11 protein-coding genes and 1 pseudogene are annotated in these 12,077 nt (G+C 63.9%); 4 read left to right on the top strand and 8 right to left on the bottom strand.

The genetic code is table 11. The features are described from left to right. Positions 1-1,283: pseudogene (locus RA26_RS12930) on the top strand (hypothetical protein); the annotation flags it as partial. A 103-nt stretch (positions 1,284-1,386) separates the two neighbouring features. Here RA26_RS12930 and RA26_RS12925 read toward each other — a convergent pair. The 6 genes from RA26_RS12925 to RA26_RS12900 all read right to left on the bottom strand — a co-directional run bounded on the left by RA26_RS12925 (position 1,387) and on the right by RA26_RS12900 (position 5,683). Continuing rightward, complete coding sequence (locus tag RA26_RS12925; RefSeq protein WP_039184205.1) at positions 1,387-1,869, bottom strand: MmcB family DNA repair protein; 483 nt, start codon at positions 1,867-1,869, stop codon at positions 1,387-1,389. A 351-nt stretch (positions 1,870-2,220) separates the two neighbouring features. Continuing rightward, positions 2,221-2,547, bottom strand: coding sequence for a hypothetical protein (locus tag RA26_RS12920; RefSeq protein WP_039184170.1), 327 nt, complete (start codon positions 2,545-2,547; stop codon positions 2,221-2,223). 171 nt (positions 2,548-2,718) lie between these two features. Next, on the bottom strand, positions 2,719-3,201 hold the full coding sequence (nusB, locus tag RA26_RS12915; protein WP_039184169.1) for a transcription antitermination factor NusB: 483 nt from the start codon (positions 3,199-3,201) through the stop codon (positions 2,719-2,721). Next, complete coding sequence (locus tag RA26_RS12910; RefSeq protein ID WP_039184168.1) at positions 3,198-3,749, bottom strand: 6,7-dimethyl-8-ribityllumazine synthase; 552 nt, start codon at positions 3,747-3,749, stop codon at positions 3,198-3,200. Before RA26_RS12910 ends, nusB begins: the two co-directional genes overlap by 4 nt. Before the next feature lies 1 nt (position 3,750). Beyond that, positions 3,751-4,878 (bottom strand): 3,4-dihydroxy-2-butanone-4-phosphate synthase, encoded by a 1,128-nt coding sequence (gene ribB / locus RA26_RS12905; protein WP_039184167.1) that lies wholly within the window; start codon positions 4,876-4,878, stop codon positions 3,751-3,753. Between the two features lie 217 nt (positions 4,879-5,095). Next, positions 5,096-5,683, bottom strand: coding sequence for a riboflavin synthase (locus tag RA26_RS12900; RefSeq protein WP_039184166.1), 588 nt, complete (start codon positions 5,681-5,683; stop codon positions 5,096-5,098). 162 nt (positions 5,684-5,845) lie between these two features. Between RA26_RS12900 and RA26_RS12895 the strand changes: the two genes are divergently transcribed. From RA26_RS12895 to RA26_RS12885, 3 genes are all read left to right on the top strand, one after another. Next, on the top strand, positions 5,846-7,138 hold the full coding sequence (locus RA26_RS12895) for a capsule biosynthesis protein (protein WP_039184165.1): 1,293 nt from the start codon (positions 5,846-5,848) through the stop codon (positions 7,136-7,138). Positions 7,139-7,272: 134 nt separating this feature from the next. After that, positions 7,273-8,367: a polysaccharide biosynthesis/export family protein gene (locus tag RA26_RS12890; RefSeq protein ID WP_446720176.1), complete on the top strand. Its 1,095-nt coding sequence runs from the start codon at positions 7,273-7,275 to the stop codon at positions 8,365-8,367. Between the two features lie 6 nt (positions 8,368-8,373). Continuing rightward, entirely contained in the window at positions 8,374-10,386 is a 2,013-nt protein-coding gene (locus RA26_RS12885; RefSeq protein ID WP_039184163.1) for a capsular polysaccharide biosynthesis protein, read from the top strand. 118 nt (positions 10,387-10,504) lie between these two features. Here the strand turns inward: RA26_RS12885 and ribD are convergent, their stop codons facing one another. Together ribD and nrdR are read right to left on the bottom strand one after the other, a co-directional pair. Further along, complete coding sequence (gene ribD, locus RA26_RS12880) at positions 10,505-11,602, bottom strand: bifunctional diaminohydroxyphosphoribosylaminopyrimidine deaminase/5-amino-6-(5-phosphoribosylamino)uracil reductase RibD (protein ID WP_082015822.1); 1,098 nt, start codon at positions 11,600-11,602, stop codon at positions 10,505-10,507. After that, positions 11,602-12,069 carry a transcriptional regulator NrdR gene (nrdR, locus tag RA26_RS12875; protein ID WP_019294728.1) on the bottom strand — a complete coding sequence of 156 codons (468 nt, stop codon included), beginning with the start codon at positions 12,067-12,069 and terminating at the stop codon, positions 11,602-11,604. The genes ribD and nrdR overlap by 1 nt, the downstream gene beginning before the upstream one ends. Positions 12,070-12,077 lie beyond the last annotated feature (8 nt).

The following is a 12,077-nucleotide window of genomic DNA, read 5'->3' as shown; positions in this document are numbered from 1 at the left end:
CCCCCAACACCGCGCCCCAGACCGCGCCCCAGACCGCCGCGCCGGCAGCGCAAGCCACGCCAGAAGCAACTGTCACCTTGCAGCCGGCCCCTGCCCCGGCCGATAGTCCTGCAGCAGAAATCCTGCCGCCGCTTGAGGTGACCCAGGCCAGCGTTGCCAGCCCGGAGGCCAGCCACTACGAGAAACGCATCTTCGAGATGGCCAAGGCGCTGCACACCCTTACATCGCAGCCCTGGCCGGAAAATTCCGTGGCCCTTATCCTGCTGACCGGCCTGCCGGAAGAACAGGGGGAAGTCCCTGTGCAGCCGGCAGCTGAGCAGCCGCAAACACCATCGCAGACCATCCCGACCGCAGTGACGGACACGGCGGGCACGGCAGGCGACGACACGGTTGAGCTGCGTGCCGATGTAATCCGCCGGGTTGCTACCGGTGACGGAGCCGATGCAGTGGCGCTGGAGGGACGCATCGTGCAGGGCGTTCACACCGATCGCGAGGCCGCCCGCCCCTTTGAAGGCCCCGGCTTCGGCTATGGCCGCCGGTTCAGCCGCATGAATGGCCTTGCCCTCGGGCATCAGCATGCCCCGGGACAGGCGCGCAGGCAGGAACAATTTTCTAATGCGGATTCGGTCTCAATCCGCGCCCGCCATGCCCGCAACATCAGCACCGGCGGCGGCGATGACGCCATTGCAATCCAGGCAGGCACCCTGCGCGGTGTCCGGGCCGGGGCAGGCGATGACAGTATCGCGGTCGCGGCCACTCTGGTGTCGCGAATCCGCGGCGGTGCTGGCAACGACGTGATCTCGGTCGCGGCTCAGCGCGCCTTGAGAGACCCGAACGAAGGCACTGCGCCAGTCTACAATGCCGACGCCCCTGCAGCTGAGAAGATGCGCCAGGCCCTCAGCAACTACGCCCAGGTCAGCGGCGGCAGCGGGGAGGACCAGATCACCCTGCAGGTGGGCGAAACCCTGGCTGCACGCGGCGGCGGCGGTGACGACCGTTTCACCCTGCAGGGCGGCACCGTGGCGTTGCAGTACAGTCTCGGCGACGGCCATGACACCGTTGAACTGACAGGAGGTGCAAACGCAGTGGTGCAGCTGCGCGAAATGGGCGCCTCCGCCTACAGCTCCACGCGCGACGGTGACACGCTGACGCTGACCTTCGACACCGGCGGAAGCATCACCTTCACCAACGTGTCCCAAGGCGGCGCCATCGGCGTTGCGACCGGCCAGGACGCCCCCATCGCACTGCTGCACCAGCCCGCGGCAGTGAACACAACAGCCTGAGCCTGAAGCTGCCAGCAGCGCACCTCAGGTGCGCTGCCCGGCCCAAGGCTGCCAAGAGGCACCGGCGCAACCGGCGCCTCTGCAGGCGCGGGAGCCTCCCGGGTCACCAGTCCGGCTGCTCCTCTGCTGCACCCCCAAGGAGCTGCCCGTCCTTGCCCGGGCGCGGGTCGCGCAGACGTTGCAGCCTGCGGGCCGCATCCATGGCGAATTTCTGCACCAGCTTCTTGCGCCGGGCCGGCGCCAGCTTGTCTTCCGGCGCCATGCGGATGATTTCCGCATCATAGGGATCGGCAATAATCAGCCCGGTGCCGTCCGGCAAAAGTTCGGTGGGGAAATCCATGTCCACCGCCCAGAAATACCGGTCGCACCATTCCAGGTAGCCCTCCCACTTGCTGTCGGACTGAAAATCGGCGCGGCTGGACTTGCACTCGATCACCCACAGCTCCCCTTTGGGTCCCAGCGCCATCACGTCCACCCGCAAGCCGCGGGCCGGCACGAATTCCTCCAGCGGCGCAAAGCTGAGCGAGCGCAGATAGCGTGACACCCCGCGGGCAAGTTTCTGTCCTGACTGCAGATCTTCCATCATGGTAGAGAATGTGAACAATTAGGGAACAAAATGCAATCCCGCGCTTTTGCCGCGAAACGCTGCCGGATGCCTCCTACCCCCTTGTAACGGCGCCTCCGGCAGCTTAGTTACGGCCTTGGCGGGTACTGCCCTTCTCGTGATAGGCAGCATTCCGGTGGCCTTAAGCAATTCCGAGGGAGCTGGCTCTGTCCGGATCCTGGTCCGTTTACCTGGCGCCCACCTGTATATACAGGTCCTCGGGAATCAAAGCCGCACGGTTGACTGGTGGTCCCGCCGCTTCTTCCCCCGTTGGTACATACGAAAACCGCGTTTTCCAGGGAAAACGCGGCAGAAATTCAGTTGTTTCTCGGTTCAGCGGCGGTTCAGCTGGCGCTGCTGCCGGGAGGTTTCCTCTGTCGGCACCCGCACCGGCTGGAACTCATGCGCCACCGGGGTGCCGCCGCGGGGGCCGTCGTTCTTCTCGGCCATGGCCATCACCGCCCATGCAAACTGCACGCCTGCAAACACGATGCCGTTCATGAACCACAGCAGGAACACCGCCAGCAGCCCGACGTCAGAGGTCGAAACCAGCGCCCAGAGGTTCATCACATTGAACCACAGGAGCATTGCCACAAAGGCGGCAGCGATCCCAAAGCCGATCAGCACGTTGCGGATGTACATTTTCACCAGTTCAGGCATCTGAGTCCTCCAGATAAGCAAGAAGAGGTTATCAGCCTTTGCGGCGGCGTCCAGCGTTTCCGGAAGGGATGAGCGGAATTTGCCGCACCCTTTCATTCTCTCCACCCGCAAAACAAAAAAGCGCGCCCCAAGGCACGCCTTTTTCAGTTCACGTCTGTGGCAGAGGCCGGTTCAGAATGCTTCTGGCCGGGCTTCGCGCGCCATGTGGTCGAGCACGGCGTTGACGAACTTCGCCTCCTTCCCCTCGGGGAAGAAGGCGCGGGCGATGTCGACGAACTCGTTGATCACCACCTTGGGCGGGGTGTCGGACTGGGTCAGCTCGGCCCCCGCCGCGCGGAACAGCGCCCGCAGGGTCGGGTCGATGCGGGCGATCGGCCATTTTGCCACCAGGGCGCGGTCGGTCATCTGGTCGATCCGCGCCTGATGGTTCACCGCCTCGCGCACCAGATTGCGGAACACCTTAGTGTCGCCTTCCGCCATCTCGTCACCCTCATAGACAGCGCCAAAACGGTGGTCCTCAAACTCGACGATCACCCTGTCAAAGGTGAGGCTGCTGTGTTCCATCTGGAACAGCGCCTGCACGGCGTAAAGCCGCGCTGCCGATCTCATCTGATTCTTGCCGTTGCCCTTGGGGCGGCTGTCCTGGGTGCTCATGCGCTGGTGGATCCGTTGTCTGTACCGGCTACCTGGTATGCCCCTGCGGGCGCCTTGAAGCCGATGCCTTTGGTCTGGGCGCCCCACTTACGCGTGAGTGCGATCAGATGCAAGGCCGCAGCCGCCGCGCCGCCGCCTTTGTTCTGATCGGCGGTATCGGCGCGCACTTCGGCCTGCTTGCGGTTTTCCACGGTCAGGATGCCGTTGCCGATGCACAGCCCCTGCAGCCCCATCAGCTGGATCGCGCGGGAGCTGTCGTTGCAGACTGTGTCATAATGGGTGGTCTCGCCGCGGATCACGCAGCCCAATGCCACGTAGCCGTCGAAATTGGAGGTGCGGTCGGCAATCGCAATTGCGGTCGGCACTTCCAGCGCGCCCGGCACTTCCACGATCTCGAATGCGCCGCCAGCGGCTTCGATCTCAGCCGCCGCGCCAGCCACCAGATTGTCGGCGATGTCCTTGTAGTACGGCGCGACAACGATCAGCAGTTTCACCGGCTTGTCGAACTCTGCGCGCGGCAGGGTGTGGTGGGTTTCATGTCCAGCCATATCAAGCGTCCTTCAGAATGGGGCGGCTGCCGGTGATGGCGAGGCCATAGGCATCCAGCCCGACGTATTTGGTCGAGGGCGAGTCGGTTAGCAGGACCAGTTCATGCAAGCCCAGGCTCGACAGGATCTGGGCACCGATGCCGGTCTGCTTGATGGTCACCGTGCGCGGGCCTTCGTCCTCGTTCGCATAGAGCGCATTGCGCGGCTGGCGGAACAGAGTCACGACGCCGCGGCCCTCTTCGGCAATGATCTCCATCGCGCGTGGCAGCTGGCGGGCAGACTTAGGGCCGAGGCCCAGAATGTCCGTTGCTTCATGCAGCGCATGGGTGCGCACCAGAACCGGTTCCGGTGTGGTGATGTCGCCCTTGATCATCACCACATGCTCGATGCCGTGGGTCTGATCGGTGAACAGCCGCATTTCCCACTCCCCCCCGATTTCTGAGGTCACTGTCTCGCGCGAGGTTTCCACCACCAGGTTGTCGTTGCGGGCGCGGTAGGTGATCAGGTCGGAGATGGTACCGATCTTCAACCCATGTTTCTGGGCGTATTCGACCAGGTCAGGCAAACGCGCCATGGTACCGTCTTCCTTCATGATCTCGCAGATCACGGACGACGGGTAATGGCCTGCCAGACGCGCCACATCGCAGCCGGCCTCCGTGTGGCCTGCGCGGACCAGCACCCCGCCCCGGCGCGCGCGCAGCGGGAAGACGTGGCCAGGGGTGGCAATATCGGCGGCGGTCTTCTCAGGATCAATAGCAGTGGCCACGGTCAGCGCCCGGTCGGCTGCAGAAATACCGGTGGACACGCCTTCGCGCGCTTCGATGGAAACGGTAAAGGCAGTTTCGTGGCGCGAGGAGTTGTGCAGCGCCATCATCGGCAGGCCCAGCTCCTCGATCCGCTCGGCGGGCATCGTCAGGCAGATCAGCCCGCGGCCGTGGGTCGCCATGAAGTTGATCGCCGCCGCATCCGCGTGCTGCGCGGGGATCACAAGGTCGCCTTCGTTCTCGCGGTCCTCGTGATCAACAAGGATGAACATGCGGCCCTGGCGGGCTTCTTCGATGATCTCTTCGATCGGGCTGATGGCATCGCGCAATTGCGCCTCAACCGGCCCTGGTGTTTCAAAGCTCATATGGCAGCCTTTCGATGCGCATGGGCAGCACGCCTGGCACTGCGGGTTCTTTCCCAGCCAGATAGCCCAGGCCGGCGGCAAATGCCAGTCCTGCAAACGGCAACCGTACGTCCGGACGCGCCCTGTGCATGGGTGCACAAGACATTCAAGGGCGCCGCCCCTCGGCCTACCGGCCTCACCCCGGAGTATTTGAGGAAAGATGAAGGGGCGTGCCCGATCAGCCCGCTTCCTGCAGCCGGGCGACGTAGCGGGCCAGCGTGTCGATTTCCAGGTTGATGAAATCACCCGTCTTCACATCGCCCCAGGTGGTAACTTCCTTGGTGTGCGGGATGAAGTTGATGCCGAAGTCGCGCCCCTCGACATCGTTCACCGTCAGCGAGGTTCCGTTCAGCGCGACCGAGCCCTTGGGCGCGATGAAGCGGGCCAGCGCCTCTGGCGCGCGCAGGGTGACGCGGGTGCTGTCGCCCTCGTCCTTCATGGCCACCACTTCGGCAACACCGTCGACATGTCCTGAGACAATATGGCCACCCAGTTCATCGCCCACTTTCAGGGCGCGCTCCAGGTTCACCCGTTTGCCCACGGTCCAGCTGTCGAGATTGGTCTTGGAGACCGTCTCTGCCGAGATCTGCACGTCGTACCAGTCCTCGCCCAGGGCGATCACAGTAAGGCAGACGCCGTCCGAGGCAATCGAAGCGCCAAGGTCGATGGTGGCCGTATCGTAGGCGGTGCGGATGCGGGCCCGCAGATCACCCTGCTGCTCCAGTTCGGCAATGGTGCCTACGTCGGTAATGATGCCTGTGAACATGGGGCGCTCCCTGCCGGTGATATGTCATTCCTGCCGCAGAGGTAGCCAAGCTGTGCGGCCTTCACAAGCCCCGGCTTGTCTTCGCCGCCCTAGCAGCCATAGTTTCGCCCCAGTCAAATGTTAATCAATCCCTGATTTTGCCCCTGTATAACCCGTCTTGTGATGCCGAATGCTGATTTGAAACACCGCAGCTTCCTGTTCCTGCAAGGCCCGCACGGGCCGTTCTTTGCCGCGCTCGGACGGATGCTGACGGCCGCAGGCTGCGAAGTGGCGCGGGTGGGCTTCAATGCAGGCGACCAGGCATTCTGGCGCCCCAAGGCCAGCTACCTTCCCTATAACGGCAACCCGCAGGATTGGCCTGATTATCTGGCAGGACTGCTGGAAAACCGCGGGGTGACGGACATTGTCTTGTACGGGGATACCCGCCCCATTCACGCCACGGCCGTTGAGGCGGCGCGGCAGCGCGGCATCACCGTGCATGTCTTTGAAGAAGGCTACTTGCGCCCCTATTGGGTCACCTATGAACGCGGCGGCGCCAATGGGCATTCGCGGCTCATGGAAATGACTGTGCCGCAGATGCAGGAGGCGCTGTCGCTCTCGGACATGGAGGCGCCGCTGCCGCCCGCGCACTGGGGCGACATGCGCCAGCACGTTTTCTATGGTGCGCTTTACCACTGGTTCGTCATGTTCCGGAACCGCAAGTACCGCAACTTCCAGCCGCACCGGGCGCTTCCGGTGACCAAGGAATTTCAGCTCTACCTCAAGCGTCTGCTTTTGATGCCCATACAGGCACTGGAGCGGCGGCTGGCAGAGAGGCGTATCCGCAATGGCGGGTTTCCCTATCACTTGGCACTTCTTCAGTTGGAGCACGACAGCTCTTTCCAGATGCATTCCCCGTTTACCAGCATGGGCGATTTCCTGGCTGAAGTGATCACCGGCTTTGCCGAAGGCGCACCGCGGCACCATCATCTGGTCATCAAGGCGCATCCGCTGGAGGATGGCCGCGCCCAGGTCCGCCGCACGCTGCGCCGCCTGGCGCGCGAGCATGGCGTTGCAGGCCGGGTCCATTATGTACGCGGCGGCAAGCTGGCACAGCTGCTGAATGAAGCCCGCAGCGCAGTGACGGTCAATTCCACTGCCGGCCAGCAGGTGCTGTGGCGCGGCATTCCTCTGCGGGTGTTCGGCCGTGCGGTCTATGGCAAGCCGGAATTTGTGTCAGAACAGCCGCTGGCCCAGTTTTTTGAGGCCCCGGCGCGCCCTGACAGTCGCGCCTACAAGGACTACCGGCGCTTTCTTCTAGAAACCTCTCAGGTACCGGGCGGCTATTACTCCCGCGAAGGCCGCCGCCAGCTGCTGCGCCAGGTTGCCGACATGATGCTGGCGGGTGAAGATCCCTATGACGCGCTACGGCTTGGCACAGCGGCACCACGGCAACAGTTGCGGCTGGTGACCTGAAGCGGAAACACCCAAAGACTGGATTTTTTCCTGCCAGCCAGTTAGGTTGCCCCTAAAACTTGAGGCAAACAATAATTGGTCGAGGAGACCGAGCAGTGACATCCGTTCCCCTTCGCTGGGCGCGCCCCGTGGCAATGCTGGCGGCATTGGTCCTTGCGGCGTCCTGCGGGCTGCCGAAAGTCGGCCCTAGCAAGCGCCAGATTTTCGCCGGCTCGGTACAGCGCGAAGGCGATGCCTTTATCGTCTCCGTCAATGACCGGGTCGCCCGGGCCACCGCCGTGGTTCCAGCCCTTGGCTTCTCTTCCGGCTTCACCTCCGCAGGCAAGCTGACATCCGACACCATCCGCCCCGGCGACGTGCTTGGGCTGACGGTCTGGGAAAACGTGGATGACGGGCTGCTGGCGGCTGAGTCCACCAATGCCACAGTTCTGGAAGAGGTGCAGGTCGATAGTGCCGGCTATATCTTCGTTCCCTATGCGGGCCGCCTCCGGGCCTCTGGCAATACCCCGGAGCAGCTGCGCGAAACCATCACCAGAAAGCTCGAAGATCAGACCCCCGACCCGCAAGTGCAGGTGCGTCGGCTGGCAGGAGATGGCGCCACAGTAAGCCTGACCGGCTCTGTGGGCGCACAAGGCGTCTATCCGATCGAGCGCCCGACCCGAACACTGTCGGCGATGCTGGCTCAGGCAGGCGGCGTGACTATCCAGCCTGAAATTGCCCAGGTCACCGTGATCCGTGGCCAGGAAAAAGGAAAGATCTGGTTCCAGGATCTGTTCGACCATCCGGAACTGGATGTCGCCCTGCGCGGCGGCGACCGCATTCTGGTCGAGGAGGACACGCGCTCCTTCACTGCGCTTGGCGCGACATCCGCACAGGCACGGGTACCGTTTGAAAGCCAGGATCTGTCGGCTCTCGAAGCCATTGCCCAGGTCGGCGGCCTGATCTCCACCGCGGCCGACCCGACCGGTGTCTTCGTTTTGCGCAATGAACCTGCCGAGATCGCCAATCAGGTGCTGGGCCGCGATGACCTCATCGGCGCGCAGCGGATGGTGTATGTGCTGAACCTGACCCAGCCGAACGGGCTGTTCATGGCCCGTGACTTCGTGATCCGCGACGACGACACGCTCTATGTGACTGAGGCACCCTACGCCCAGTGGACCAAGACGATCTCGCTGCTGCTGGCCCCGGTTGGATCGCTGGCCAGCACCTCCTCAGCGGTTAGCGGCTAAGGACAGATGCGCCTGACCGCAGGCCACCAGGAAGCCGGGAGCACAGCGTCCCGGCTTTTTGTCTACAACGGCGGCTTTCTGACACAACGGCGTGTGCGGCGTATCCTGGAGCTGTCTGGATATTCCATCCGCTTGGGCCTGCCGCAGGCAGAAGATCTGGTTGGCATCTGGGGCGCCTCCCCCACCGCCCATCGCGGCCAGGCCATTGCTGCGAAACGCGGCTGCGGGCTGTTGCGGGTGGAGGACGCGTTTCTGCGCTCGCTTCACCCCGGACGCGCCGGAGAGCCGCCGATGGGCCTGATACTGGACCGTTCAGGCGTGCATTTCGATGCGGCAGAGCCATCAGACCTGGAACAGCTGCTGGTAGCCCACCCTCTGGACGATACGCATCTGATGCAACGGGCGCGTGACGCCATTGCCCGTCTCAAGTCTGCGCATCTCAGCAAGTACAACGCGTTTGATCCCGGTGCAGAAGTACCCGAGCCTGGCTATGTGCTGGTTGCGGATCAGGCGCGCGACGATGCCTCAGTCACCGCGTCGCGCGCGGACAGGGCCCGGTTTCTGGAAATGCTGGCGTTCGCACAGGAAGAGCATCCCGGCGCGCGGGTCCTGATCAAGACCCACCCCGAGACGCTGCGCGGATACCGTGCGGGATATTTTGATGCCAAGGATGCGCATGGACGTTTGGAACTGTTTACAGGCGGCGTCTCTCCCTGGGCGCTGCTGGAGGGGGCGGTTGGGGTTTACACAGTCTCATCGCAGCTGGGTTTCGAGGCGATCCTGGCGGGTCACAAACCGCGTGTGTTCGGGCAGCCTTTCTACGCCGGCTGGGGGTTGAGCACCGACGAAGATGCTCCGCCCCGGCGCCAGCGGCAGCTGACCCGCGCGCAGCTGTTTGCAGCCGCGATGATCCTTTACCCCAAATGGTACGACCCGTTCCGGGATGAGCTGTGCGAACTTGAAACGGTTCTGAATAACCTTGAGGCCAAAGCGCGGGCCTGGCGTGAAGACAGCCAGGGCTGGGCAGCCTCGGGCATGCGGCTTTGGAAGCGCAAGCCTTTGCAAAAGTTCTTTGGTGCGGAAAGGCGGGTGTTGTTCACCGAAAACACCGCCAAGGCGCAGGCCAGCGGCCGCAGGCGGATGGTTTGGGCTGGCAAGGCAGCAGAAGCTCACTCAGGTGCAGTGCGAGTGGAGGACGGGTTTCTGCGCTCCCGCGGGCTGGGGGCGGAACTGGTGCCGCCGCTGTCGCTGGTGACCGACCAACAAGGGATCTACTACGATCCGCGCCAGCCATCTGACCTTGATGCGCTGATTTCCAAGCGTACAGAGATGACCCAGGCTGAGGAACGGCGGGCGGAGCGGTTTGTGCAGTCCCTGATCAGAGACGGTGTTTCAAAGTACAACCTTGGCGGTGCGGCCACCGCCCTGCCCGAAGGCCGCCGCATCCTGGTGCCGGGCCAGGTTGAGGACGACGCCTCGATCCTCTGCGGTGCTGGAGAGATCCGGACCAACCAGGATCTGCTGCGCACCGCGCGGGCGGCCAATCCGGATGCAGTGATCATCTACAAGCCCCACCCGGATGTGGAGGCGGGATTGCGGCAGGGCCAGATCGAAGCAGAGGATTTGGCTGACGTTGTTGCCTGCCGGGCAGACCCGATGGCGCTGCTGGGCGCCGTGGAGGAGGTTTGGACAATGACCTCGCTTCTGGGATTCGAGGCGCTGCTGCGCGGGCTCAAAGTCACAACCCTGGGCACGCCCTTCTATGCGGGCTGGGGGCTCACCACCGATCTGGCGCCGGTTCCCGTCTGGCGGCAGGCGCAAGTGTCCCTATTCGGCCTGGCCCATGCAGCCCTGATCGATTATCCGCGCTATTTCGATCCAGTGACCGGCCAGCCCTGCCCCCCGGAAGTGGCGGTGATGCGCTTGCGTGAGGGCCGCCTGCCGCATCCGGGCCTCAGCAACAGGCTGCTGTCGAAGCTGCAAGGACTGTTCGCCACTTACGCCTATCTGTGGCGCTGACCGAAGCAGAAGCGCTCCCGCACCCGCAAGATACCGAGGCTGGGCCAACGGGACCGGAGCAGAAGCATCGTCCGGCGGCAGACAGGAGAACCCGGATTAGCAAGGCTACAGCGAAGCATTACCGCAGAGCGCGTGTCCAGCGGTGCAGAATATCTTTACCGACAGGGCGCGCCTCGACCAGCTCGAACCGCGGTGCTTCCTCCAGCCTTCCGATGCCCAGCGCGCCGATCGAAGGCAGCCCCTCGGCACCGATGCCCAGGCCTGCGGTGAACCCGACCAGCTCATCCACCAAATCAAAGGCCAGCAGCGACGCAGCCAGCGCGCTGCCGCCCTCGCAGAACACCCGGGTCAGTCCAGCCGCGCCCAGCTGTTGCAGAATATCCCCGGCATCCAGCTGCACCCCATGCGACGCGCAGGGGATCAGCCTGGCACCCAGTCCTTCCCAGGCGCGAATACGCTCCTGATCAGCCCCATGGCCGTGGCACAGCCAGACCGGGATGTCCTTGGCAGAGCGGGCCAGTTGCCCCATCAGCGGCAGGTCCAGATGGCGCGAGATCACAACACGCACCGGCTGATGCTCCACCCCCAGATCACGAACTGTCAGCGAGGGATCATCCGCCCGTGCCGTGCCGCCGCCCACCATGACCGCGTCATGGCGTGCGCGCATCGCATGCACGGCACGCCGCGCTTCCGGCCCGGTGATCCACTTGCTTTGGCCCGATCCGGTTGCGATGCGGCCGTCAAAGCTGCCGGCCAGCTTCAAGGTCACCAGCGGGCGCCCCTGTTCGGTCTTCAGGAAGAACCCGGCATGGTCCCGCGCAGCCTGCGCCCCCCACACGCCTGTGTCCACTCTGATACCTGCGTCCCGCAACATCCGGATGCCCTGCCCTGAAACGCGCGGATCGCTGTCCCCGATTGCAGCGACAACCCTGGCCACCCCGGCATCAATCAGCGCCTGCGCGCAAGGCGGTGTTTCGCCATGATGGGCACAAGGCTCCAGCGTCACATAGGCGGTGGCGCCATGCGCAGCGTCTCCCGCCTGCGCCAGCGCTTCGGTTTCCGCATGCGGCCGCCCGCCCGGTTTGGTCCAGCCGCGCCCCACAACCCTGCTGCCCTGCACGATGACACAGCCCACTGCCGGGTTCGGCCAGCAATTGCCCTGCCCGCGCCGCCCGAGGGACAGCGCCAGCGCCATGTAACGGTGATCCGTATCCATTATTCTTCCGGCGCCACCGGCGGACGCAGCTCGTGGACGAAGTCCTCGAAGTCGTCTGCTGCCTGAAAGTTCTTGTAAACGCTGGCAAAGCGCACGTAGGCCACGGTGTCTATGCGGGCCAGAGCCTCCATCACGATTTCACCGATTTTCTTGGATGGAATATCGGTCTCGCCCATGCTTTCCAGCCGCCGCACGATGCCAGAGATCATCTGGTCGATGCGCTCCGGCTCAATCGGGCGCTTTTGCATTGAAATACGGATCGAACGCTCCAGCTTGTCGCGGTCGAAGTCCTCGCGCTTGCCGTTGGTTTTGATCACCACCAAATCGCGCAACTGCACCCGCTCGTAGGTGGTGAAACGGCCGCCGCAGGCCGGGCAAAACCGGCGTCGGCGGATCGAAACATGATCCTCCGCGGGGCGTGAATCCTTGACCTGAGTGTCGATATTTCCGCAAAATGGGCAGCGCATCCGCCTGC

This window comes from Leisingera sp. ANG-M7, from assembly GCF_000813965.1.
GTDB lineage: Bacteria > Pseudomonadota > Alphaproteobacteria > Rhodobacterales > Rhodobacteraceae > Leisingera.
Note: the sequence above shows the minus strand (reverse complement) of the source record. Positions and strands in the feature narration are given on the sequence as shown.

Excerpts from the sequence above, each read along its gene's own strand:
- RA26_RS12925 (WP_039184205.1), bottom strand. The coding sequence starts at position 1,869 with ATGATGGAAGATCTGCAGTCAGGACAGAAACTTGCCCGCGGGGTGTCA.
- RA26_RS12920 (WP_039184170.1), bottom strand. The coding sequence starts at position 2,547 with ATGCCTGAACTGGTGAAAATGTACATCCGCAACGTGCTGATCGGCTTT.
- nusB (WP_039184169.1), bottom strand. The coding sequence starts at position 3,201 with ATGAGCACCCAGGACAGCCGCCCCAAGGGCAACGGCAAGAATCAGATG.
- RA26_RS12910 (WP_039184168.1), bottom strand. The coding sequence starts at position 3,749 with ATGGCTGGACATGAAACCCACCACACCCTGCCGCGCGCAGAGTTCGAC.
- ribB (WP_039184167.1), bottom strand. The coding sequence starts at position 4,878 with ATGAGCTTTGAAACACCAGGGCCGGTTGAGGCGCAATTGCGCGATGCC.
- RA26_RS12900 (WP_039184166.1), bottom strand. The coding sequence starts at position 5,683 with ATGTTCACAGGCATCATTACCGACGTAGGCACCATTGCCGAACTGGAG.
- RA26_RS12895 (WP_039184165.1), top strand. The coding sequence starts at position 5,846 with ATGCCGAATGCTGATTTGAAACACCGCAGCTTCCTGTTCCTGCAAGGC.
- RA26_RS12890 (WP_446720176.1), top strand. The coding sequence starts at position 7,273 with ATGCTGGCGGCATTGGTCCTTGCGGCGTCCTGCGGGCTGCCGAAAGTC.
- RA26_RS12885 (WP_039184163.1), top strand. The coding sequence starts at position 8,374 with ATGCGCCTGACCGCAGGCCACCAGGAAGCCGGGAGCACAGCGTCCCGG.
- ribD (WP_082015822.1), bottom strand. The coding sequence starts at position 11,602 with ATGGATACGGATCACCGTTACATGGCGCTGGCGCTGTCCCTCGGGCGG.
- nrdR (WP_019294728.1), bottom strand. The coding sequence starts at position 12,069 with ATGCGCTGCCCATTTTGCGGAAATATCGACACTCAGGTCAAGGATTCA.